Below are 22,746 nucleotides of genomic sequence, written 5' to 3'. Positions count from 1 at the left end.
GTAAAAGGCCCGGCGATCACCGGGCCTTCCTGATATCAAACCACCGGCTGGTTCACCAGGCCGTCGATCAACACCTGCGGTGTCCCTTGCGAACAACGCTCAATCCGCCCGCGTACGCCATACACCCGTGCCAGACTCTGCGGCGTAATCACCTCTTCCGGCGCACCGTCGGCAATCAATTCGCCATTCTGCAGCATCAGTACGTGGTCACCATGACGCAGGGCAATATTGATGTCATGCACCACTACCACCGTGATGATATTGCGTTTACGCGTCTCTTTACGCACCAGATCCATCACGTGGAACTGGTAGTTGAGATCGAGCGCGCTCAGCGGCTCATCCAGCAACAACAGCGAGGGCTGGCGGATCAGCGACTGTGCCAACCCGACCAACTGTTTCTGCCCACCGGAGAGCTGATCAAGATAGCTCAGCGCCAAATGGGCGATGCCAAGCTGCTCGAGCAGCGCCATCACCTCGGCCTCGCTGCCGGCGTTGCTGCGGCCGCCTGAAGCGCGTTGCGCCACAATGATCGACTCCAGCACGTGCAGATGCACCCCGGCAGGCAACGATTGCGGCAGATACACCACCTTTTCAGCCCGGCGGGCAAAAGGCATCTGCATTAAATCGGTATCATCCAGCCACAGTTGCCCCTGCGCCGGGTTTAACCCCGCCAATGAACGCAGCAGCGTCGACTTTCCACTGCCGTTCGGCCCCAACAGCACGGTGATTTGACCGCGAGATAACATCGGGACCGCCAGATTGCTGATCACCTGACGCTTCGGATAACCGGCAGAAAAATGCTCAATGCGTAATCCCTGACTCATACATTCCCCCGATGACGCAGAATAATACTCAGGAAGAACGGCACGCCCACCAGCGAGGTGACGATACCCACCGGGATGATGATCCCCGGGATCAGGTTTTTCGACACTACGGAAGCCATCGACAACACCAGCGCACCAATCAGCGCACTGGCCGGCAGATAGAAACGGTGATCTTCACCGAAAATCATTCGGGCGATATGCGGCGCCACCAGGCCGATAAAACCGATAGGCCCGACAAACGCCACCGCTAATGCGGAAAGAATACTGATACGCAGCAAGGTAGTCAGACGCAGACGACGCACGTCGATACCAAAGCTCACCGCCCGATCTTCACCCAGACGCAGCGCGGTCAGTTTCCATGAGCTCATCATCGACAACGGCAGCAGCACGGCGAATACTCCGAGCAGGATACCCAGCTTGTCCCATGAGGCGCGCGCCAGGCTGCCCATGGTCCAGAACACCAGTCCCTGCAGCGTGTCTTCGCTGGCAATAAACTGCATCATGGAAACCAGCGCGTTAAAGGTGAACACCAGCGCAATGCCAAACAGCACCACCCCGGAGGTGGCAACCCGCGTCCAGCGCGTAATACCGTCCAGCATCAGCGCGGCGAACAGGGCGAAAACAAACGCATTGGCGGAAATAAACCACTGGTCGGGAATGCCCGGTACGCCAATCCCCAACACGATGGCCAGCGCCGCGCCGAAAGCCGCAGCAGAAGACACCCCCAGGGTAAAGGGGCTGGCCAGCGGGTTATTCAGGATGGTCTGCATTTCGGCACCGGCCAGGCCAAGCGCAAAGCCCACCACCACCGCCATCAGGGCATATGGCAGGCGGATATCCCAGACGATCACCCGCGTTCCGGCATCGGCCGTCGCAGGATCAATCAGCGTTTGCCACAGCGAGGACAACGAAAGGCCTGAGGGCCCCAGGGTAAAATCCAGCAGCAGCGACCCCAAAATCGCCAATGCCAACACCCCCATCATCAATAAACGGTGGCGGAGAATATGGTGATAACGCCCCATAACGTTGACGTCGGGTTGCCCCTTGGCGTCAGACAGAGGATCGGTGGATACGCTCATTATTTCGGATACCTGTTACGACGATGACCATAGCGGTGTGCCAGACGGCCGCTTGAACCTGATAAGCAGCCGGTAACAATAAAGCAAACGATAATACTTATCAATCATATCAATAGCTATTACCCGCCATGTGAATATGTAACGCTTTATTTTATAAGGTGATTAACCAAACAGGTCTGACAAGCCGTGGTTAGCGGACAGGGTTAATAAATCCGAAAGTTTCGCCTCACTCCGTCCGGCTGTGACAAATTGCAACGAAACCACATAGAATCCAAAACCAGACCGGTAAATGGCGTGTTCACCGCGCCAGACCGGATATTTTGGCCTGTTGGCAGGGCCCCGATGAAAGAGGCTGCATTGAGAAGTCGAACCCAAACCTTAACGCCTAAAAAGCCCGCCTTGCTGCACTGGCTGGTACAAAGCCCGCAGCAGGCTGATGACGCCCAATTCCAACGCCAGATGCGGCTGACCCTGGTGCCTTCGCCAGTCACCCCCTGGCTGAATGCCGCCGGAGTGGCGCTGCTGCTGTTGGCTTATGCCTGGCTGAGCCATATGACCATTGGTGCAGCACTGCTGGTGTTGCTGGTCCTGCTGACCGGCGTGCGCTGGTGGCTGGCGCGCGTCAGTCCCCCCCGCAGGCCAACCGCCATGCTGGTAACGGTGCTGCTCTGGTGCGCCCTGGTGGGAGCCATTGCCCTGCTGGCGATGCTGTCTGGTCGCATGGTTCTGATCCTGTTCGCCGGCCTGTTGATTACCGCGCTGGCGTTCTGGCTGATACAGCGCCACGCCGCCGCACCGCGCTTTGCCTTGCTGGAGGTGATGCTGCTGACGCTGCCCTATCTGCTGGCCGCGCCGTTGTCACGCGTGCAAAATCTGTTTTTACTGGCGGATATCATTCCGCTGTGGTTGCTGCTGGCCCATGGATTGATCGCGTTTTACCATCGTCAGGCGGCACAGCAGGTCACGCTGACTGCAGAAAAAGAGCAAGCGGCCCAGCGCGATCATTTGACCGGCTTCCTCAACCGGGCTGGCGGCGAAGCGGTGATGCAGGAAATTTGTAGCCCCTCTCCCACCATCCACCCACTTTCTCATCTGTTTATGATCGAATTCACCCCACTGGCAGCGCTGTACCAAAGCCACGGCGTGCTGATCGGCGATGACGTGTTACGCACCATTGGCGAACGCCTGAAAATGCTGGTTCGCCCCAGCGATTTTGTCTGTCGCTATAGCGGTGGTCAGTTTCTGATCCTGGTGCACGGCCTGCCTTACGGTTCCGAAGGGGAATTTTTGGCGCGTATCGTTCCCCCGTTGGAGGTGCCATACGACTTTGGTGCATTCGGTGAGGTGACGCTGCAGTTGAATAGCGGTGTACTGGCGTTAACGCAGGATTATCAAACGGTTGAAAGCCTGATGGCGGCGGCGCAGCAAGCGCTGGTGGTCAACAGAAAGGAGTAGCACGACGTTTCAAGCTGCAGCCAGGCGATCGGCTGCAGCTTGAAATTCACAGGCTAAAGATCGGGGTTAGTTCACGTCCATTTTCGGGAATTCCATTTCGCTGTACTTCACGACACGGGTGCCGCGCGTCAGCTTGTAGCCGAACCAGATAATCAGGAACAGCGGCAGACCGATATAGGTGGCCGTCACACCGTACCAATCGATCCGGTCTTGCAGGAACGCCTGATAGTTCTGTCCCAGCGTGATAACCAGGCACAGGACAAAGGCAAAGATCGGCCCCAGCGGGAAGAAGCCGGAACGGTACGGCAGATCGTTGAGATCGCGCCCCTGGATCATATAGCCACGACGGAAGCGGTAATGGCTGATGGCAATCCCTAACCAGGCGATAAAGCCGGTCATGCCTGAAGTATTCAGCAGCCACAGATAAACCGACTGGTTGCCGAACATCGAGCTCAGGAAGCACAGGCCCGCCACCACGGTAGTCGCGTACAACGCGTTGCGTGGCACCCCACCCTTCGACAGTTTGGCAAAGATACGTGGCGCTTTACCTTCCGATGCCAGAGTAAACAGCATGCGGGTGGAAGCATACATCCCGGAGTTACCGGCGGACAGTACCGCCGTCAGGATCACCGCATTCATCACCGCCGCCGCCGACAGCAGACCGGCGTGCTGGAATACCAACGTGAACGGGCTGACGCTGATGTCTTTCACATCGTTACGCAGCAGGCTCGGATCGGTATAAGGAATGATCAGGCTGATAATCAGGATGGCAAAGATATAGAACAGCAGGATACGCCAGAACACCTGACGCACCGCGCGCGGGATGTTTTTGCCCGGGTTTTCCGACTCACCGGCCGCGATACCGATAAGCTCGGTGCCCTGGAACGAGAAGCCCACTATCATCGCCACGCCTATCATTGCCGAGAACCCTCCGGCAAACGGCGCGTCGCCTATGGTCCAGTTCTGCCAGCCTGCGTGCTCCCCTCCTTTGAGGATGCCGAAGATCATCAGCACACCGATACCGATAAAGATAATGACGGTGGTCACTTTGATCAGCGAGAACCAGTATTCCGCTTCACCGAAACCTTTAACCGAAATGTAGTTCAACAGGAACATCAGGCAAAGGAACAGTGCGCTCCAGATCCAGCCTGGCGCGTCCGGGAACCAGTAGGTCATCACCAGCTGTGAAGCCACCAGGTCAACGGCGATGGTCACCGCCCAGTTGTACCAATAGTTCCAGCCCAGCGCGAAACCAAAGCCTTCTTCTACGTATTTGGCACCGTAGGTAGAGAACGAGCCGGAGACCGGCATAAAAGCTGCCAATTCGCCCAGACTGGTCATCAGGAAGTAAACCATCAACCCGATCAGCGCGTAGGACAGCAGTGCCCCGCCCGGACCGGCCTGAGAAACCGTAGCGCCAGAGGCGACAAACAGACCGGTGCCAATAGAGCCACCAATAGCAATCATGGTTAAGTGCCGAGCTTTCAGCTCGCGGCGCAATCCGGGTGCTGGTTGCCCCGATGTTTTTATATCCTGCTGAGCCATTCTTACCCTATCTGCTGGTCAAAAAAAATGAGGGCGGATTGTAACAAATACCCACCGGCGAACTAGTAACATTGCACTGATATAAGATAGCTTCATAATTCAGGGCTAATTATTAGCAACGGGCCACAATACCTTACTTACTGTCATTAATGTGACAGGGAGCAGATTTTTATGCTTTGTTTCTCCTGACAGAGACGTCATTGGGGCTGAAACCCGCAGTAGCCGAGGAAACGCTGCAGCGCGTTGGAGAGATGCTTTTGCCGGTGATGGATCAGATAAAGGGTCCGCATCAGAGGCGGCAACGGCACATTCAGTGCCACCAGCACCCCGCTGTCCAACTGTTCGCCGATCACCCGCCGCGACAGACAGCTGATCCCCATGCCGTGGCGTACCGCGTGCTTGATCGCTTCCGAGTTGCCCAGTTCCATCACCAACTGGAAGTGCGGCAAGTGCGCCAGCAGCAGGTGATGCAGCACCTCGCGCGTACCCGAGCCGCCTTCACGCAGGATCCAGGGAGCGGTAGCCAACATCTCCAGAGTCAGCGGCTGCCCGGCCAGCGGGTTGTCCGGCGCGGCAAACACCACCAACTCATCTTCCAGCCACGGCAGAGTGATCAGTTCCGGCATATGGCAAGGGCCTTCAATCAACCCCAGATCGACCCGAAAGTCCGCAACCGCGCTAATCACGTCCTGGCTGTTACCGACGTTCAGTTCCAACGGTGAAGCGGGGAAGTCATGCCGATAATGGGCGATCATCTCCGGCAGCATATAGTTGCCGATGGTGCTGCTGGCACCGATGCGCAACGCACCGCCGTCATGGCGGAACAGCTGTTCAATCTCGCCCGCCTGCTCCAGAAGCGCCAGGGCCTTCGGATACAGCAACCGGCCGTGCTCATTAATGACCAAACGCTTCCCCACGCGATCGAATAACTGCACGCCCAACTGCCCTTCCAGATCGGCCAGCGCTGCGCTGACCGCCGATTGTGATAACGCCAGAACCACCGAGGCCTGCGTGGTCGAACCGCTTTTAAGCACTTCGGTAAAAACTTCCAATTGACGTAAGGTGATATGCATAGCGTCTCGGTATTGATCAAAGGTGACATCGAAAAAAGTCACTGAAATTAATGCAAAATCTGCGCTGCTGACCGGCAACAACGCACAGGGTGAATAACATTAATGGTACCACGTTTGCAGAAATCAGCATGAAAGCCAGCCAGGTCGACTAACCACTTATTCAGATAGGTTATAACCATATAATCAATTTCTCTTTTATGCTGCCAGAACGTAGTCTGTGCTCAAGATTTTGAATAAAAGGGCTGACTTATGGCGACCAATACCACACACAATTTCCCAACCCGACAATTCCCCCTGTTCGGTATACCTCACCTGGTCCCCGGGCTGTTGTTGACCGGTGCCATCACCGCGTTGGCGGTATGGGTCGGTGATATTCCCTGGGTAGCCGGATTGGGATTAGGGGCGCTGACGCTGGCGATTTTACTCGGCATTGTGGTGGGCAATACGCTGTATCCCTGGTTGCAACCAAGCTGCCATGGCGGCGTTCAATTTGCCAAACAGCGCCTGCTGCGTCTCGGTATTATCCTTTACGGCTTCCGTCTGACGTTCCAGCAAATTGCCGACGTGGGCACTACCGGCATCATCATTGATGCCTTGACGCTAACCACCACTTTCCTGCTGGCCTGCTGGTTGGGCAAAAGGGTGTTTGGCCTCGACAGTCACACCACCATGCTGATCGGTGCCGGCAGCAGCATCTGCGGTGCGGCCGCGGTCATGGCGACCGAGCCGGTATTGAAAGCCGATGCCAATAAAGTGGCCGTCGCAGTCAGCACCGTGGTGGTGTTCGGCACACTGGCGATCTTCGCCTACCCATGGCTGTACCATCTGAATGAGCAATTCCAGTGGCTGCCGTTTAATCAGGAAACTTTCGGTATCTTTACCGGTTCGACCATCCACGAAGTGGCACAGGTCGTCGCCGCCGGGCATGCCATCGGGCCGGATGCCGAAAATGCCGCGGTGATCTCCAAAATGATCCGCGTGATGATGCTGGCACCCTTCCTGGTCGTGCTCTCCGGGTTTATCAGCCGCAGCCGTAGCACCGAAAACACTGGGGAGAAGGCAGAAAAATCCGCCATCACCATTCCCTGGTTCGCCGTGCTGTTTATCGCCGTAGCCGGGCTGAACTCATTCGACATGATCCCGGCGACACTGGTGAAACACCTGATTACCGCCGATACCTGGATGCTGGCGATGGCGATGGCGGCGCTGGGGCTAACCACCCACATCAGCGCAGTGCGTCAGGCAGGGATCAAACCGATTCTGCTGGCCACCCTGTTGTTCATCTGGCTGATTGTTGGCGGTACTGTGATTAACCTGCTGGTGCAACATTTCCTCTGATTATCTCCGCCGTTGTTTTCCGACCTCAGGCCCGCCATCGCGGGCCTGAACTTTTCCAGCCATTCAATCCTTCCGCTATCAATGCCATAATGACGCCGATTACACAGGAGAATGAAAATGAAGTTTGTCGGTGCACATGTCAGCGCGTCAGGCGGCGTGGATCAAGCAGTGATCCGCGCGCACGAATTAGAGGCGACCGCATTCGCCCTGTTCACTAAAAATCAGCGTCAATGGAAGGCCGCCCCGCTGCCTGCTGACGTGATTGATAAGTTTAAAAGCGCCTGTGCGCAATACGGTTACGGCCCTGGGCAGATCCTGCCGCACGACAGCTACCTGATTAATCTCGGCCACCCGGTGACCGAGGCATTGGAAAAATCCCGTGAAGCCTTTCTTGATGAAATGCAACGCTGCGAGCAACTGGGGCTGACGCTGCTGAACTTCCACCCTGGCAGCCATCTGCTGCAAATTGACGAAGACAAATGCCTGGCGCGTATCGCCGAATCCATCAACCTGGTGCTGGATAAAACCACCGGCGTGACGGCAGTGATTGAAAACACCGCCGGTCAGGGCAGTAATCTGGGCTTTAAGTTTGAACATTTGGCGGCGATCATCGACGGCGTGGAAGATAAAAGCCGCGTCGGCGTCTGCATCGATACCTGCCACGCCTTTGCCGCCGGTTACGACCTGTGTACCGAGGAAACCTGCGAACAGACCTTTAAAGAGCTGGGTGAGGTGGTGGGCTTCAACTATCTGCGCGGTATGCACCTGAATGACGCCAAGAGCGCATTCAACAGCCGCGTCGATCGGCACCACAGCCTGGGTGAGGGCAACATCGGTAAAACGGTGTTCAGCTACATCATGCGCGACGCGCGTTTCGACAATATCCCGCTGATCCTGGAAACGGTGAACCCGGATATCTGGGCGGAAGAGATCGCCTGGCTGAAAGCTCAGCAGTAGTTGTGTGGGTCACCCCCCCCCCCCGGTGAGCAATAGGCTGACTGAGTGGGGGTGACTCTAGCGCGTCCTGCTAACGGAGTGGTTCATTTGAATAATTCAGCATGCGTGCCCAATCTTTGTCAAAACGGGATGTGTAGTCCAATTTTCGCGGCCTAATCCCCGCTGGACGCGCCGCCCTCGCTGCTTTTGCCTTGGTCTTGGCTTTCGATAGTGGTTTTTTTACCAACTTTCAGGCTCTCCATCATGGATTCAACACTATTAAAGTGGTCCGGCTTTCCTGCCGCTAGAGCATCAGCTTCTTCAATGGCCGCACGAAGGCGTGCGTTAGGCGTATGGGCCTTTATTTCTATTGGCATAGCCTTGGTTGCAACGACTTCACTCAGAAATATTCTAAAGGCTGCACTGACCGTCAGACCGCAATCTTTCAAAACAGCGGTTGCGGCATCTTTAAGATCAGTGTCGATGCGAGCACGTACATAAGTTTCCATCATTACCCCCTACATTTGTAGTCACATTGTAGTCACGCGAGACCATTAAAACAATCTTAAGATGCAGGAATAGACAAGGGACCCATAGGGTCCCTTGAGGTGGTTTTTATTGCCCGCGTAAAGGTTAAGCCACGCTAGCCGCCGGGACGTCAGCACGTTTCAGCACCGCGTAAGACACGCCCGCCAACAGCGTACCGGCGATAATCGCCACCAGATACAGCAGCACCGGGGTGATAGCACCAGGGATCAACAGCACAAACAGCCCGCCGTGTGGTGCCATCAGCTTGGCACCAAACGCCATGGACAGCGCACCGGTCAATGCACCACCGGCGATGCAGCAAGGCAACACGCGCATCGGGTCACGAGCAGCAAACGGGATCGCCCCTTCAGAGATAAAGCACAGGCCCAACACCAGCGCAGCTTTGCCCCCTTCCTGCTGTGACTTGTCGAACTTGCGACGCGCCAGCAGCGTAGCCAACCCCATCGCCAGCGGTGGCACCATACCGGCAGCCATAATCGCCGCCATCGGCGCATACACCGAAGAACTCAGCAACGCCACGCCAAAGGCATAGGCCGCCTTGTTGACCGGGCCGCCCATATCGGTACACATCATGGCACCGAGGATCGCCCCCAGCAGCACTGCGTTAGCGGTACCCAGGGACTGCAGCCAGTGAGTCAGGCCTTCCATGATTTTCGCCACCGGCGTACCGACGATGAAAATCATGATCAAACCGACGATCAGGCTGGCCACCAGCGGAATGATCAGGATCGGCTTCAGCGCTTCCATACTCTGCGGCAAACGCAGTTTGGTGCTGATAAATCTGGCGACATAACCCGCCAGGAAACCGGCAATGATACCGCCGAGGAAACCGGCCCCGGTACTCACGGCCAGCATGCCGCCGATCAACCCTGGGGTCAGACCCGGACGGTCAGCAATCGAGAACGCGATAAAACCGGCCAGTACCGGCACCATCAGCGCGAAGGCCGATCCCCCGCCGATTTGCATCAGCGCAGCCGCCAGCGTGCCTTTAACTTCAAATGCCTTGATACCGAACACGAACGACAGTGCGATACACAGACCGCCCGCCACCACCATCGGCAGCATGTAGGACACGCCGGTTAACAGGTGACGATAAGGCCCGGCACTCTCTTTCTTCTTGCCGGCTGCGGCCGGAGCACCGCTTTTTTGCGGTTGGAATATCTCGGCTTCGGCCTGCGCCTTGTCCAGTTCCTGCGCGGTTTTCTTCAGCGCCAGACCGGTCGAAGTGCGGTACATCGGCTTGCCGGCAAACTTGTCCAGATCCACTTCGATGTCAGCCGCCACAATCACCAGATCGGCCGCCGCCACTTCTTCTGGCGTAATGGTATTGCCTGCGCCTACGGAGCCACGGGTTTCAACCTTCACCCACCAGCCGCGTTTTTTGGCTTCGCTCTCAATGGCCTCTGCCGCCATAAAGGTATGCGCCACGCCGGTTGGGCAAGCGGTGATCGCCACAATGCGTTTTTGACCGGCCGCTTTGACCGGCTCAGCCGCTGCCGGTGCCTGCCAGGCTTTTGCCTCGGCGATAGCCTGCGTCAGGAAGGCTCCAGGTTCACGCACCGCGTGTTCCACATCACCCACATAAACCCGTTTGCCGTTCAGCGCGGCGTCAGCAGGCGCAGCTTGCCCTGCGACCACCACCAGTTCAGCCTCAGCCAGCGACTCAACCAGCGTCAGGTCGGTTTTTGCTGCAGCAGCACCGAGCATACGTTTCGCCAGGTGACCACGCGCCTGCCCCAGCGAACTGTCTATCATCAGCAGTGTTTTCATTCTGCCTCCTGCTATTGATTAAAAGGTTTCAGATCGACACGCGCCATCATCGCGGCCAACTGTGGACGGTCGGTCACGCCAACGTTGCTCTGGCTGACGGCCAGTGCAGCCACGGCGGTGGCCAAACGCAAAGTATGTTCACTGGATTCGCGCATCAGCAGGCCATAGATCAGGCCACCCACCATCGAGTCACCGGCACCGACGGTGCTGACCACTTCGCAGGCCGGGGGTTTGGCGATCCAGGCGCCGGAAGCGTTGACCCACAGCGCGCCTTCTGCGCCGAGAGAAATCACTACGTGGGCAATGCCCTGATCGCGCAGCGCATGGGCGGCCTCAACCACGTCTGCCAGCTGTGGCAACGGGCGACCGGCCCAGATTTCCAGCTCACGGCGGTTCGGTTTTACCAGCCACGGCGCGGCTTTCAAGCCGGCAACCAGGGCTTCACGGCTGCTGTCGAAAATAATGCATGGGCACTGGGCGCGCAGACGAACCATCCAGTCGGTAAAGGCATCGGGATCAACCCCGGCCGGCAGACTGCCGCTCACGGCCACCATGTCAAACTGACCGAGCCAGCTCAGGGAGTCGGTCACGAAACGTTCCCAATCCTGGCCGGTGACCTCAAAGCCGGAGAAGTTGAAATCGGTCACTTCGCCGTCTTTTTCCGTCAATTTGACGTTAATGCGGGTACGGCCCGGCACCACCTGGAAGCGGTTGGCAATGCCCAGATCGCTGAACAGCAGTTGGAAGCCGTCCTGGTTATCTTTACCCAGGAAGCCACCGACTGTCACATCAATGCCCAAGTCTTTCAGCACCTTGGCGACGTTAATGCCTTTTCCGGCGGCGTGCAGGCCGGCAGTTTTAACCAGATTCACTTCACCGCGCTCGATCTCCGGGCAAAAGCCCACCAGATCGTAAGCCGGATTCAGGGTAATTGTTGCTACTCTTCTGCTCATGCTGCGCCCTCGCCCAGTCCTTCGTTAATTGCCGTTCCGATCGCCTTCAGCGCCGTTTCAGCATCTTCACCTTTGGCGGTAAAGCGCAGGTGATGTCCTTTCTTCACGCCCAACGCCACGACCTTCATCAGGCTGCGTCCGTTGGCCGGTTTGCCACTGCCATCCAGGTTAGTGACGGTAATTTCACTGCTGAACTGCTTGATGACGTTGACCAGTGCCGTGCCCGGACGGGCATGCAGACCGTGTTCGTTACGGATCACATATTCGGCACTCAGGGTGGTATTTTCTTCTTCGACCTCACTGGTCAGCAATGCCAACACGGTGACGGCATCGGCGTTCAGCAAGCGTTCAGCTTTATTCGCCAACAGCAGGTCACTCAGGTAGTTCAGCACCGCCAGCGGTTGTTGGTCAGCCACCGATAGCGTCAGCAACAGCGCAACTTTCTCGCCGTCTTCGTCAAATGCCTGCACCGGGCGGCTCAGGGTGGCTGCGCTGGTCAGATTGCCTTCGGTGCTGTCACTCAGCCAAATGCCCTGCCCCAGATTCAGTGGCTTGCGGGTAATGACGTCGCTGACGAACTGGGCGTTGACCGCACCGATCTTCTGCAAACGACCGGCATTCAGCGCCTGCAGCGTCATCAGGCTGTCAGCGGCCACATCGAGCGCAATCAGGGAAGCGTCAAACTGGAATTCCGCCGTCAGCTTTTCGCCCATCAACAGGCTGCGCAGCTCTTCAGCCGAGGTGGTTTTCGCCAACTGTTCAGCCACGCTGTCGTCGCTCAGTACGTGTGTCAGCTGGCGCAACAGCGCCAGGTGTTCGTCGGAACGGGCGGCAATACCGATCACCACAAAGGCGGTTTGGCCTTCGCCCCACTCAATGCCCTGTGGAAATTGAAATACTTGCACGCCGGTGTTCAGCACCAGATCGCGGGTATCGGTGGTGCCATGCGGGATGGCGATGCCGTTACCCAGGTAAGTGGAGGTTTGCAGCTCGCGCTGCAGCATGCCGTCCACGTAGGCGGCACTGACACAGCCGGCCTCGGTCAGTGCGGCGGCAACCTGTTGGATGGCTTCCTGCTTGCTGCCGGCAGCCGCGCCCAGGTGAATATCTTGCTGTGACAACTGGAACATGATTCTCCTCTCCTGCTGAATTGAATCGTTTCAGCTTCATTGGGAAAAAGGAGCGTTATCGGTACGGAATCATCGCGCCCATAACGCTGAAACGTTTCAAGGAGTGTGTGAGTAACACTGGCCGAAAGCAAGTTTTCTCAAAATTGATGTGATAGATTTTTGACCTTACGCACACTTTTCCTGAAGGGTTACCTGTCACGAGGGTAAAATGACATACTGTGCTGAAACTTTGCTGACGGAGAAAAGCATGACTGTAGTGGCTGGCGTAGGGGTGATCATCGTAAATGCCCAAGGGGAAATATTGTTGGGGAAACGCTGCGGCCAACACGCGCCTTTTTGGTCGATCCCCGGCGGGCATCTGGATGCCGGTGAAACCATTGAACAATGTGCACAACGTGAGATTGCCGAAGAAACCGGGCTGATTATCGCCCCACCCACTTTTATCGGCATCAGCAATAATCTGCAAACCTGGCGCGCCGAGGGTAAACATACCCTGTCCGTATGTTTGCTGACCCAGCATCCCGGTGGTGATCCCGAACTGAAAGAGCCGGAAAAATGTGCCGAGTGGCGCTGGTGCTCGCCGAACAAGTTACCGGAGCCGCATTTCGAAGCCAGCCGCAATGCCATTCATCTTTGGTTGACGGGTCAGGCGTACATCCCTACGAAGTAACTGTTTAAAATCACGGTTTTTCCACCCTGTCCGTGATCTTGCTCATAGACTGATAAAGCCCCATAAAAAATGCGTTATATAACCCAGAATATAACGCTGAAAAATCCCTCGAATGACCGCTTTCCTGCTAAAAATAACCCTATAGTATTAGATGTCATTGCTAATTATACCTATACTTCCTCAAGTGTGTCGGCACTCGGCCGGCCATTTTTTTGGCAAGGTTTTCCTTGGTATTTCATAATTATAAGCGGGTTCAATATGACCAATAAATTCACTGGCTTGATAAAAAAGCACCGCTGGGGATGGCTGTGGCTTTTGCTGCTGGGGATTATCCTCGGGGCAGCATTATTGGCGGGTACCGCCACGGTATTCCACAAAACCAGCGACACCGCCTTCTGCGTGTCCTGTCATACCATGCAACAACCGCTGGCCGAGTATCAGGGCAGCATTCACTTCCAAAATACCAAGGGTATTCGCGCTGAATGCGCCGACTGCCACGTTCCGCACGAACCGCTTGATTACCTGTGGACCAAGATCCGCGCGGTAAAAGACATTTATGGTGAGATGGTGGGCACCATCGATACACCAGAGAAATACGAGGCGCATAAACTGGCGATGGCACAGTCGGTATGGAAAACGCTGAAAGAAAGCGATTCCGCCACCTGCCGCTCGTGCCACAGCTTTGACGCCATGGACATCACCGCCCAGCGGCCTGAAGCGCGTATCCAACATCCGGTGGCCATCAAACAGGGTGAAACCTGTATCGATTGCCATAAAGGGGTGGCGCATATCCTGCCAGACATGAGCGGTGCAGCTCAGGCCGGTGCCGCCGAACTGGCGAAGGCCGCAGCCGAAACCTCACCGACCGCCACTACGCTGTACACCATTGCCACTGAACCCTTCTTCCTGAAACCGGACGACAGCCACAATGCCGGCAACCTGATGCCATCCACCGAAGTTCAGGTGGTGAAGCAGGAAGGCGACAAGGTGCTGGCCAGCGTCACCGGCTGGCAGCAAGACGGCGTCAGTGAAGTGTTCTACGCCGCGCAGGGCAAGCGTATCCTCAGCGTATTGCTGGGTGAAGACGCCCGCAAACTGCTGAAAACCGGCACCACCATGACCGATAGCGACACCGGGCTGGTGTGGCATCAGGTTTCCCTGCAAGTCTGGCTACCGCGTAAACAATTGATCGACGATCAGCAAAAAATCTGGCGCTACACCGCGGATATGATGTCGGCCAACTGCACAGGTTGCCACGGTCTGACCGCCCTCGATCGCTTCAACGCCAACCAGTGGATCGGCGTAATTAAAGGTATGGCTCCACGCACCTCGCTGACGCAGGAACAACTGCGCGTTCTGACACAATACGTGCAGAAACATGCCAGTGACATGCAGCCAGCCGCACCAGCCAAGCTTTAAGGGAGAAGCGAAATGAGCAAATATCAACAACAAGCGTTAAAAATGAGCCGCCGCCGCTTCCTGACCGGCGCCACCGCGCTGGCCGCCGCCCCGTTGCTGGCTGGCCTGTGGCCCAAGTCGGCGCTGGCGCAGGCCATCAGCCAGGCGCTGCCGCAATTTGTAGCATTGCGTCAGGCGCAGAAAGGCATTCTGACCGGTGCGCACTGGGGTGCGTTTGAAGCCATAGTGCAGGACGGCAAAATGATTGGCGTGCAGCCGGTCAAAGACGATCCTTACCCGAACGAACTGATCACCATGGCACCCTACCAGGTGCATGCTGAAAACCGCATCAAGTATCCGATGGTGCGTAAAAGCTGGTTGGAAGGCGGCCCGGGTAGCCATACCGAACTGCGCGGCCGCGACGAATGGGTGCGAGTCAGCTGGGACAAGGCAATTGAACTGGTTTGCGGTGAAATCACCCGTCTGCAAAAAGATCATGGCCCGCAGTCAATCTATGCCGGTTCCTATGGCTGGAAGAGCGTCGGCATGCTGCACAACAGCCGCACGCTGCTGCAACGCCTGATGAACCTGACCGGTGGCTTCCTCGGTTATGCCGGTGACTACTCTACCGGCGCCGCGCAGGTGATCATGTCACACGTGGTCGGCTCCATGGAGGTTTACGAACAGCAAACCGCCTGGCCAAACGTGATTGAAAACAGCCAACTGGTGGTGTTGTGGGGTTGTAACCCGATGATCACGCTGAAAAACAGTTGGAACGTGCCGGACCACTACGGCCAGACTGGCTTTGAAGCGCTGAAGAAGAAAGGCACCCGCGTTATCAGCATCGATCCGGTACACAACGACAGCGCCAAATTTATCGATGCGCAGTGGATCGCCCCACGTCCTTATACCGATGGCGCCATGTTGATCGGCATCGCCCACACGCTGCTGACCGAAAAGCTGCATAACCCGGACTTCCTGAAAACCTACACCACCGGCTTCGACAAATTCCAGGCTTACTTGCTGGGTGAAACCGATGGCACGCCGAAAACCGCCGAATGGGCCGCCGACGTTTGCGGCGTCGATGCCGATGTATTGCGCCAACTGGCGCGCGACATGGCGAAAAACCGCACCATGATCATGGGCGGTTGGGGCATTCAGCGCCAGCATCATGGTGAACAGCAGCACTGGTTGTTGGTCACCGTCGCGGCGATGCTCGGCCAAATTGGCCTGCCGGGCGGCGGCTTTGGCTTCAGCTATCACTACTCTTCCGGCGGCAGTCCGACGGCGAAAGGCGGCATTGTTTCCGGTATTTCTGCCGGTAATGCGCCGAAAAACTCACCGGCACCGATCCCGGTGGCACGTATCGCCGAATGCCTGTCCAACCCGGGCAAGACCATTAACTTCAATGGCGCGCAGGTCACCTATCCCGAGGTTAAAATGGTGTATGTGGCCGGGGGTAACACCTTCCACCAGCACCAGGACACCAACAATCTGGTCAAGGCCTGGCAGCGGCCGGACACCATCGTGGTGAACGAACCTTACTGGACCGCTACCGCCAAACACGCCGATATCGTGTTACCGGCCACTACCAGCTATGAACGCAACGATCTGGAAATGGGCGGCGACTACTCGCAACTGTACGTGTTCCCAATGCATCAGTGCGTGGAGCCACAGCACGAGTCGCGCAGCGATTTCGATATCTTCGCGGCCATGGCGGCCAAGCTGGGTGTGCAGGATGCCTTTACCGAAGGCAAAGATGAAACTCAGTGGTTGAAAGGCATGTACGATGACATGAAAACCCAGGCGCGCGGTGCCCGGGTGGCCCTGCCGCCGTTCGACATGTTCTGGGCATCCAATAACTATGTGCGCTTCCCGGTGCCCGAGGCCAACACCCAATGGGTGCGTTTCGCCGACTACCGCGAAAACCCGCTGCTCAATCCTTTGGGGACGCCGTCCGGCAAAATCGAGATCCATTCCGACGCTATCGCCAAAATGAAATACCTGGACTGCCCGGGTATTCCGACCTGGATGCCGCCGCATGAATGGTATCGTGGGCCAGAAGCGGTTAAATATCCGCTGTCGCTGAACACCGCGCACCCGATCAACCGCCTGCATTCGCAGCTCGACAACACGCCGCTGCGTAAAAAGTATGCGGTAGCCGATCGGGAAGCGATTGTGATCCATCCGGAAGACGCCAAGTCACGCGGCATCGCCAGCGGTGATCTGGTCCGTGCTTTTAACGATCGCGGCCAGATCCTGGTGGGCGCGGTAGTCAGTGAAGACGTGCGTCCTGGTGTGGTTCGTATCAGCGAAGGGGCCTGGTTCGATCCGGCCGATCCGTCACAGCCGGGCTCGTTGTGCAAAAACGGCAACGTCAACTGCCTGACCTTCGACGTCGGCTCCTCCAGCCTGGCTCAGGGGAACTGTGGGCAGATGGCCCAGTTGCAGATCGAGAAGTATCAGGGTGAAGTGTTGAAAAACACTGCGCACGACGTGCCAGCCGGCGCGTAACGGCAGATCCAAAAGCATCAGGGGCGATGATAATATCGCCCCTTTTTTTGTCCCTGCGCAGGGAAATAATTTCCCTATTAAGCAGGGTGAAACCGGTTTCTGTTTCTTTCTTTTTATTTAAAATAAATGGGCGTATGATGCGCGCGAACCCCTCATTCTCGGCTATTTCCTGACCTCTATGCCTACTTCAACTGCGGTAACGCGACGCTCGCCCGACCTCACATCGCTGGCCTTTTTAGTGGTGGCGTTCCTCACCGGCATTGCCGGGGCGCTACAGACTCCTACGCTGAGCCTGTTTCTGGCGACGCAAGTCAATGTGCGCCCCTCCATGGTTGGGCTGTTTTTCACCGGCAGCGCGGTGATCGGCATTTTGGTCAGCCAGTTTCTCGCCCGCCGCTCAGATCAAAAGGGTGACCGCAAGACGCTGATTTTCCTCTGCTGCATGCTGGGCGCATTGGGTTGTGTGCTGTTTGCCTGGAACCGCAATTATTACCTGTTGTTGGCCGTTGGCGTGGTGCTGACCAGTTTCGGCTCTACCGCTAACCCACAGATGTTCGCCCTGGCGCGCGAGCACGCCGACCGCACCGGTCGCGAAGCAGTCATGTTCAGTTCGATCCTGCGGGCGCAGGTTTCCCTTGCCTGGGTGATCGGGCCGCCTATCGCCTTCGCACTGGCACTGGGATTCGGTTTTAAGGTGATGTACCTGGCCGCCGCCGCGGCGTTTATCCTGTGTGGCGTGCTGGTGTGGAAAATGCTGCCGTCGATGCGCAAAACACCGGTGGCCGCCAGTACCACGCTGGAAGCACCACGACAGAACCGTCGTGATACGCTGCTGCTGTTTATGGCCTGCACCTTTATGTGGACCGCCAACAGCATGTATCTGATCAATATGCCGCTGTATATGGTGCATGAGCTGCAACTGCCGGAAAGGCTGGCCGGGATCTTGATGGGCACGGCGGCCGGGCTGGAAATACCGACTATGCTGATTGCCGGCATGGTGGCGAAACGCTTCGGCAAACGCTTTTTAATGCGTTGGGCGGTGGTGGCAGGCCTGCTTTTTTACTTCGGGTTATTGTTTATCACCGGCACCTGGCCATTGATCGCCCTGCAACTGCTTAATGCGGCATTTATCGGCGTGCTGGCGGGGATTGGCATGCTTTATTTTCAGGATTTGATGCCTGGACAGGCCGGCGCGGCCACCACCCTGTTTACCAATACGACGCGTGTCGGCTGGATTTTTGCCGGTTCCATCGCCGGTGTGGTGGCGGAGGTCTGGAGCTATCACGCGGTGTTTTATTCCGCGCTGGCGATGGTTGTCGGTGCAGTGCTGTGCCTGTGGAAACTCAAAGACGCTTAGGGCGCGGTATCCGCTTCCAGTTTGATCAGATAAATCAACGCGTCGTCACGGTGGTCGTGGCACATTTCGCGGCTGGCCTGCAGGCTGCCGCAGACCCTGGGCCGCAGCGGTGAATGGAACAGACCGCAACGCAGTTGCTCGCTCAGATGAATGCAGCGGGTATTGGCGGGCTTGCCATTGGGCATGCCGGGGATCGGGCTGGATATTGAAGGCGCAATACAACAGGCGCCACAGTCGGCACGACAGTCCATCAGCAAGTCTCCCGGTGGGCTGGCGGAATTGAAGCGCGACAATATCAGTAGCGCTCATCCGCCGCCAGCATAATCCGGGTTTGCCCAACAATCTTTACATCGCCCCCATTTCACCGCTAATGGGTTGCACTCATATCGGGCAAAAACACGCCGCAAATCGCCCCATTCACACCGATTAATGCATGAAACAAGCGCATTCACGGCTTTACATGCGTCAACCGCACCTGTACCATTGAGCTAGTACAAAAGAACTCACGGCCAACCCGGCCACTCAGGAGCAAAAAATGTCCGCGGACACCATCCAGAAGCTTTCCCGCCCTTCGGTCCTTGGCGGCGCGATGATCATTGCAGGCACCGCCGTCGGCGCCGGCATGTTCTCCATCCCTATTGTCACTTCTGGCGTGTGGTTCAGCGGCTCGGTCGCGCTATTGATTTATACCTGGGCCTGCATGCTGATCTCTGGGCTGATGATCCTCGAAGCCGCAATGCATTACCCAAGCGGGGCCAGTTTCCACACCATCGTCAAGGATCTGCTGGGTAAAGGCTGGAACGCCATTAATGGCATTTCCATCGCCTTTGTACTGTATATCCTGACCTACGCTTATATTTCCGCCGGTGGCTCGATCATCGCCCACACGCTGGAGGGTATTGTTGGCGTTGGGCAAACCACTGCCGGGCTGGTGTTTGCCATCGTGGTGGCGTTTATCGTCTGGCTGTCCACCCGTGCCGTCGATCGTCTGAGCACTATCCTGATTGGCGGTATGGTGATCACCTTTGTGATGTCGGTGGGCGATATGTTCACTCATGTGCAACCGGCGGTGCTGTTCAACCGCGGTGACGACCAGGCCAGCTATCTGCCTTATGCCCTGGCGGCACTGCCTTATCTGCTGACCTCGTTCGGTTATCACGGCAACGTGCCGGGGCTGGTGAAGTATTACCACAAAGACAGCGGGGCCGTGGTGCGCAGCCTGGTGTACGGCACGTTGCTGGCGCTGGCGATCTACATCCTGTGGCAGTATGTGATTCAGGGCAACATCGCCCGTGACGCCTTTCGCCAGGTGATTGCCGAAGGCGGCAACATCGGCAGCCTGCTTAAGCAGATGGGCAACGTGTCCAGCAGCCAGACCGTTGGCCAGCTATTGAGCGCCTTCTCTTATATGGCCCTGGCCAGTTCGTTCCTCGGGGTCTCGCTGGGCCTGTTCGATTATCTGGCGGACTTTTTCAAATTCAGCGATGACACCGCCGGGCGCAGTAAAACCGCGCTGGTGACCTTTGCACCGCCGACCATCGCCGCCCTGCTGTTCCCGAACGGCTTCCTGTATGCCATCGGTTTCGCCGGTTTGGCGGCCACCGTTTGGGCGGTGATCGTGCCGGCAATGATGGCGCGCGCCAGTCGTCGTCGCTTTGCCGAAGCGCAGTATCGCGCACCCGGCGGCCGGGGTATGATCCTGTTTATCATTCTGTTCGGGGTGATCAACGCCGTCGCACACGTGCTGGCATTGCTCGGTCTGTTGCCGGTCTTCAAGTAATACCTCAGGGGATGGCGCCCGCCATCCCTTTTCTGCCCCTGTTTTTGCTCGATCTGCTTGCCTGAAATCATCGGCGCGAGTAACTTGTCGCAACTTCCCAAAAACTCTTTATTGCAGGTTATTTTATATGGCAAAGGCTAACGAAATTAAGCGTGGCATGGCGATCAGCTACAACGGCAAACTGCTGCTGGTAAAAGACATCGATGTGCAGAGCCCAAGCGCACGTGGTGCCAGCACCTTGTACAAAATGCGCTTCTCTGACGTCCGTACCGGGCTGAAGGTAGAAGAGCGCTTCAAGGGCGACGATATTCTGGACACCATTAGCCTGTCCCGCCGTAAGGTGAACTTCTCTTACATCGACGGTGAAGAATACGTGTTTATGGATGATGAGGATTACACCCCTTACATTTTCAAGAAAGACCAGATCGAAGACGAACTGCTGTTCATCCCTGAAGCTGGTCTGCCGGGCATGCAGGTGCTGACACTGGACGGCCAGGTGCTGGCGCTGGAACTGCCACAGACCGTGGATATGGAAATTGTCGACACCGCGCCGGGCATCAAAGGTGCCTCCGCCAGTGCCCGCAACAAGCCGGCCACCATGGCGACCGGCCTGACCATTCAGGTGCCGGAATATCTTAGCCCTGGTGACAAAATCCGCATTCATATTGCCGAACGCCGCTATATGAGCCGTGCTGACTAGTTGAAATTCAGGGGCCGATTATGGCCCCTGTGTTTTATAACAAAGTGGTTCGTTAGTCCTAGATACCCGGGCCTAGCGCACCGAGGGGCGCTCCGGCAGCTAAAGCTGCTACGACCCCTTCGGCACGCTCTCCCTAATATTTGACACTGCCCGTCGTCTGAAAATATTTACGATGGCAATTCAGGGAAGAAGCGGCGTTTGAGCGCCAGTTCAACCCCGCGCAGCTCTGCCAGCCCTTTCAAACGACCAATCGCCGAGTAGCCCGGGTTGGTTTTTTTCTTCAAATCATCCAGCATCTGATGCCCATGATCGGGACGCATCGGTATCGGCCGGGTATCGCCCGCCTGATGACGCCGCTGCTCCTCGCAGAGGATCGCCTCAATCACCGCCACCATGTCAACGTCGCCTTGCAGATGCGCGCCCTCATGGAAACTTTTCGGGTTTTCTTCACGGCAAGTGGCGCGCAGGTGGGTGAAATGGATGCGATCGCCGAAGGTTTCAATCATCCGCACCAGATCGTTATCCGCACGCACCCCATAGGAACCGGTACACATAGTAAAGCCGTTATAAAGGCTGTCGACCGTCTGCTTGAACCACTGCATATCCTCGATGGTCGAGACAATGCGAGGCAGCCCCAGGATCGGCCGCGGGGGATCGTCCGGATGCACCGCCAGCCGCACACCAACTTCCTCCGCTACCGGCACAATGGCGCGCAGGAACACCGCCATATTTTCACGCAGTTGCGCCTTGTCGATGGCATCGTACTCGGCCAGACGGGCACGGAACTGGTCGAGCGTATAGCCCTCTTCCGCCCCCGGCAACCCGGCAATGATGTTGCCGGTCAATTTGGCAACCTCTGCAGCGCTCATGGCAGCAAAACGCTCGGCGGCCTGCTGCTGCTCTTCCTGCGTGTAATCTTGCTCTGCCCCCGCGCGTTGCAGAATATGCAAGTCAAAAGCCGCAAAAGCAATCTGATCGAAACGTAACGCTTTTGATCCGTCCGGCAGCAAATACTCCAGATCGGTACGCGTCCAGTCGAGGATTGGCATAAAGTTGTAGCACACGGTGTCGATGCCGCAGGCCGCGAGGTTACGCAGCGATTGCTGATAATGGGCGATATGCTGCTGATAATTGCCGCTGTGGGTTTTGATTTCCTCATGCACCGGAATGCTTTCCACTACCGACCACACCAACCCCTTTTCTGCCAATAGCGCCTGGCGGGCCTTGATCTCTTCGATCGGCCACACTTCGCCATTCGGGATATGGTGCAATGCAGTAACCACGCCGGTAGCACCCGCCTGGCGCACATCGTCAAGAGAGACAGGATCGTTCGGCCCATACCAACGCCATGTTTGTTCCATTTTTTATCCTTGTAAGAATCGCCCAGTATTATGGAGGGGATAAAGATCGCACAGTTTTGGCAATCTTGTTATACCAAATTGAATTAGATATCAGTTATCTTTCACCTTACTCTTTCGCACCTGACTGTCAAAAGCGAAACCCTGATTGGTTGATCCACTTCACGGTTCTGGCTTATTTTGAGCTGAGCAATGTTATTAGCGCCCATACGGCCTTACACTGGCGGCAGAGACCCCGTGCGAAAAAGGGTAAACGCCGTGCCGTTTTTTGCTCGCAAAACTGGTCTGATAACTTTTGGAAAGTTAACGGCCAGTAC

The 22,746-nt window shown here is 56.7% G+C and carries 19 protein-coding genes; 9 read left to right on the top strand and 10 right to left on the bottom strand.

Going from position 1 to position 22,746, the window contains the following annotated elements:
* Positions 1–35: 35 nt before the first annotated feature.
* The gene (locus tag BEI65_RS13235) at positions 36–824 is read right to left on the bottom strand and encodes an ABC transporter ATP-binding protein (RefSeq protein ID WP_099063735.1); all 789 of its coding nucleotides are present in this window, start codon (positions 822–824) and stop codon (positions 36–38) included.
* Positions 821–1,903, bottom strand: coding sequence for an iron ABC transporter permease (locus BEI65_RS13230; protein WP_099063734.1), 1,083 nt, complete (start codon positions 1,901–1,903; stop codon positions 821–823). Before BEI65_RS13230 ends, BEI65_RS13235 begins: the two co-directional genes overlap by 4 nt.
* Before the next feature lie 357 nt (positions 1,904–2,260).
* Here BEI65_RS13230 and BEI65_RS13225 point away from each other — a divergent pair, with 357 nt between their 5' ends.
* Positions 2,261–3,358 (top strand): diguanylate cyclase domain-containing protein, encoded by a 1,098-nt coding sequence (locus tag BEI65_RS13225; protein ID WP_099063778.1) that lies wholly within the window; start codon positions 2,261–2,263, stop codon positions 3,356–3,358.
* 66 nt (positions 3,359–3,424) lie between these two features.
* Here BEI65_RS13225 and BEI65_RS13220 read toward each other — a convergent pair whose 3' ends face one another.
* Both BEI65_RS13220 and yieE read right to left on the bottom strand, forming a co-directional pair.
* Positions 3,425–4,903: an amino acid permease gene (locus tag BEI65_RS13220; protein WP_085117630.1), complete on the bottom strand. Its 1,479-nt coding sequence runs from the start codon at positions 4,901–4,903 to the stop codon at positions 3,425–3,427.
* Positions 4,904–5,100: 197 nt separating this feature from the next.
* The gene (yieE, locus tag BEI65_RS13215) at positions 5,101–5,976 is read right to left on the bottom strand and encodes a DNA-binding transcriptional regulator YeiE (RefSeq protein ID WP_099063777.1); all 876 of its coding nucleotides are present in this window, start codon (positions 5,974–5,976) and stop codon (positions 5,101–5,103) included.
* 249 nt (positions 5,977–6,225) lie between these two features.
* Between yieE and BEI65_RS13210 the strand changes: the two genes are divergently transcribed.
* Both BEI65_RS13210 and nfo read left to right on the top strand, forming a co-directional pair.
* The gene (locus BEI65_RS13210; protein WP_099063733.1) at positions 6,226–7,314 is read left to right on the top strand and encodes a YeiH family putative sulfate export transporter; all 1,089 of its coding nucleotides are present in this window, start codon (positions 6,226–6,228) and stop codon (positions 7,312–7,314) included.
* Between the two features lie 117 nt (positions 7,315–7,431).
* Positions 7,432–8,271 carry a deoxyribonuclease IV gene (nfo, locus tag BEI65_RS13205; protein WP_099063732.1) on the top strand — a complete coding sequence of 280 codons (840 nt, stop codon included), beginning with the start codon at positions 7,432–7,434 and terminating at the stop codon, positions 8,269–8,271.
* Between the two features lie 152 nt (positions 8,272–8,423).
* Here nfo and BEI65_RS13200 read toward each other — a convergent pair whose 3' ends face one another.
* From BEI65_RS13200 to fruB, 4 genes are all read right to left on the bottom strand, one after another.
* Positions 8,424–8,762, bottom strand: a complete 339-nt coding sequence (locus BEI65_RS13200) for a type II toxin-antitoxin system RelB/DinJ family antitoxin (RefSeq protein ID WP_099063731.1) — start codon at positions 8,760–8,762, stop codon at positions 8,424–8,426.
* 121 nt (positions 8,763–8,883) lie between these two features.
* Positions 8,884–10,569: a PTS fructose transporter subunit IIBC gene (gene fruA, locus BEI65_RS13195; protein ID WP_099063730.1), complete on the bottom strand. Its 1,686-nt coding sequence runs from the start codon at positions 10,567–10,569 to the stop codon at positions 8,884–8,886.
* Between the two features lie 11 nt (positions 10,570–10,580).
* Positions 10,581–11,522 (bottom strand): 1-phosphofructokinase, encoded by a 942-nt coding sequence (fruK, locus tag BEI65_RS13190; protein WP_099063729.1) that lies wholly within the window; start codon positions 11,520–11,522, stop codon positions 10,581–10,583.
* Entirely contained in the window at positions 11,519–12,652 is a 1,134-nt protein-coding gene (fruB, locus tag BEI65_RS13185) for a fused PTS fructose transporter subunit IIA/HPr protein (protein ID WP_099063728.1), read from the bottom strand. The genes fruK and fruB overlap by 4 nt, the downstream gene beginning before the upstream one ends.
* Before the next feature lie 247 nt (positions 12,653–12,899).
* Between fruB and BEI65_RS13180 the strand changes: the two genes are divergently transcribed.
* The 4 genes from BEI65_RS13180 (at position 12,900) to BEI65_RS13165 (ending at position 18,591) form a co-directional block, all read left to right on the top strand.
* The gene (locus tag BEI65_RS13180) at positions 12,900–13,322 is read left to right on the top strand and encodes an NUDIX hydrolase (protein WP_099063727.1); all 423 of its coding nucleotides are present in this window, start codon (positions 12,900–12,902) and stop codon (positions 13,320–13,322) included.
* Positions 13,323–13,580: 258 nt separating this feature from the next.
* Entirely contained in the window at positions 13,581–14,741 is a 1,161-nt protein-coding gene (locus BEI65_RS13175; protein WP_099063726.1) for a NapC/NirT family cytochrome c, read from the top strand.
* A gap of 12 nt (positions 14,742–14,753) precedes the next feature.
* The gene (gene torA, locus BEI65_RS13170) at positions 14,754–17,234 is read left to right on the top strand and encodes a trimethylamine-N-oxide reductase TorA (RefSeq protein WP_099063725.1); all 2,481 of its coding nucleotides are present in this window, start codon (positions 14,754–14,756) and stop codon (positions 17,232–17,234) included.
* 178 nt (positions 17,235–17,412) lie between these two features.
* Positions 17,413–18,591 (top strand): sugar efflux transporter, encoded by a 1,179-nt coding sequence (locus tag BEI65_RS13165; protein ID WP_099063724.1) that lies wholly within the window; start codon positions 17,413–17,415, stop codon positions 18,589–18,591.
* On the opposite strand, the gene BEI65_RS13160 is transcribed toward BEI65_RS13165, so the two are convergent.
* On the bottom strand, positions 18,588–18,842 hold the full coding sequence (locus BEI65_RS13160) for a YkgJ family cysteine cluster protein (protein WP_099063723.1): 255 nt from the start codon (positions 18,840–18,842) through the stop codon (positions 18,588–18,590). The two genes, BEI65_RS13165 and BEI65_RS13160, sit on opposite strands and share 4 nt — an antisense overlap.
* Before the next feature lie 284 nt (positions 18,843–19,126).
* Between BEI65_RS13160 and mtr the strand changes: the two genes are divergently transcribed.
* Positions 19,127–20,371 carry a tryptophan permease gene (mtr, locus tag BEI65_RS13155; protein WP_099063722.1) on the top strand — a complete coding sequence of 415 codons (1,245 nt, stop codon included), beginning with the start codon at positions 19,127–19,129 and terminating at the stop codon, positions 20,369–20,371.
* Positions 20,372–20,498: 127 nt separating this feature from the next.
* The gene (yeiP, locus tag BEI65_RS13150; RefSeq protein ID WP_085117648.1) at positions 20,499–21,071 is read left to right on the top strand and encodes an elongation factor P-like protein YeiP; all 573 of its coding nucleotides are present in this window, start codon (positions 20,499–20,501) and stop codon (positions 21,069–21,071) included.
* Between the two features lie 167 nt (positions 21,072–21,238).
* Here the strand turns inward: yeiP and uxuA are convergent, their stop codons facing one another.
* The gene (gene uxuA, locus BEI65_RS13145; protein ID WP_099063721.1) at positions 21,239–22,432 is read right to left on the bottom strand and encodes a mannonate dehydratase; all 1,194 of its coding nucleotides are present in this window, start codon (positions 22,430–22,432) and stop codon (positions 21,239–21,241) included.
* Positions 22,433–22,746 lie beyond the last annotated feature (314 nt).

The organism is Serratia sp. BW106 (assembly GCF_002607755.1).
GTDB classification, from domain to species: Bacteria; Pseudomonadota; Gammaproteobacteria; order Enterobacterales; family Enterobacteriaceae; genus Serratia; species Serratia proteamaculans.
Note: the sequence above shows the minus strand (reverse complement) of the source record. Positions and strands in the feature narration are given on the sequence as shown.

What these genes read in the sequence shown, in the direction of transcription:
- BEI65_RS13235 (WP_099063735.1), bottom strand. Translation starts at nt 824, where the DNA reads ATGAGTCAGGGATTACGCATTGAGCATTTTTCTGCCGGTTATCCGAAG.
- BEI65_RS13230 (WP_099063734.1), bottom strand. Translation starts at nt 1,903, where the DNA reads ATGAGCGTATCCACCGATCCTCTGTCTGACGCCAAGGGGCAACCCGAC.
- BEI65_RS13220 (WP_085117630.1), bottom strand. Translation starts at nt 4,903, where the DNA reads ATGGCTCAGCAGGATATAAAAACATCGGGGCAACCAGCACCCGGATTG.
- yieE (WP_099063777.1), bottom strand. Translation starts at nt 5,976, where the DNA reads ATGCATATCACCTTACGTCAATTGGAAGTTTTTACCGAAGTGCTTAAA.
- BEI65_RS13210 (WP_099063733.1), top strand. Translation starts at nt 6,226, where the DNA reads ATGGCGACCAATACCACACACAATTTCCCAACCCGACAATTCCCCCTG.
- nfo (WP_099063732.1), top strand. Translation starts at nt 7,432, where the DNA reads ATGAAGTTTGTCGGTGCACATGTCAGCGCGTCAGGCGGCGTGGATCAA.
- BEI65_RS13200 (WP_099063731.1), bottom strand. Translation starts at nt 8,762, where the DNA reads ATGATGGAAACTTATGTACGTGCTCGCATCGACACTGATCTTAAAGAT.
- fruA (WP_099063730.1), bottom strand. Translation starts at nt 10,569, where the DNA reads ATGAAAACACTGCTGATGATAGACAGTTCGCTGGGGCAGGCGCGTGGT.
- fruK (WP_099063729.1), bottom strand. Translation starts at nt 11,522, where the DNA reads ATGAGCAGAAGAGTAGCAACAATTACCCTGAATCCGGCTTACGATCTG.
- fruB (WP_099063728.1), bottom strand. Translation starts at nt 12,652, where the DNA reads ATGTTCCAGTTGTCACAGCAAGATATTCACCTGGGCGCGGCTGCCGGC.
- BEI65_RS13180 (WP_099063727.1), top strand. Translation starts at nt 12,900, where the DNA reads ATGACTGTAGTGGCTGGCGTAGGGGTGATCATCGTAAATGCCCAAGGG.
- BEI65_RS13175 (WP_099063726.1), top strand. Translation starts at nt 13,581, where the DNA reads ATGACCAATAAATTCACTGGCTTGATAAAAAAGCACCGCTGGGGATGG.
- torA (WP_099063725.1), top strand. Translation starts at nt 14,754, where the DNA reads ATGAGCAAATATCAACAACAAGCGTTAAAAATGAGCCGCCGCCGCTTC.
- BEI65_RS13165 (WP_099063724.1), top strand. Translation starts at nt 17,413, where the DNA reads ATGCCTACTTCAACTGCGGTAACGCGACGCTCGCCCGACCTCACATCG.
- BEI65_RS13160 (WP_099063723.1), bottom strand. Translation starts at nt 18,842, where the DNA reads ATGGACTGTCGTGCCGACTGTGGCGCCTGTTGTATTGCGCCTTCAATA.
- mtr (WP_099063722.1), top strand. Translation starts at nt 19,127, where the DNA reads ATGTCCGCGGACACCATCCAGAAGCTTTCCCGCCCTTCGGTCCTTGGC.
- yeiP (WP_085117648.1), top strand. Translation starts at nt 20,499, where the DNA reads ATGGCAAAGGCTAACGAAATTAAGCGTGGCATGGCGATCAGCTACAAC.
- uxuA (WP_099063721.1), bottom strand. Translation starts at nt 22,432, where the DNA reads ATGGAACAAACATGGCGTTGGTATGGGCCGAACGATCCTGTCTCTCTT.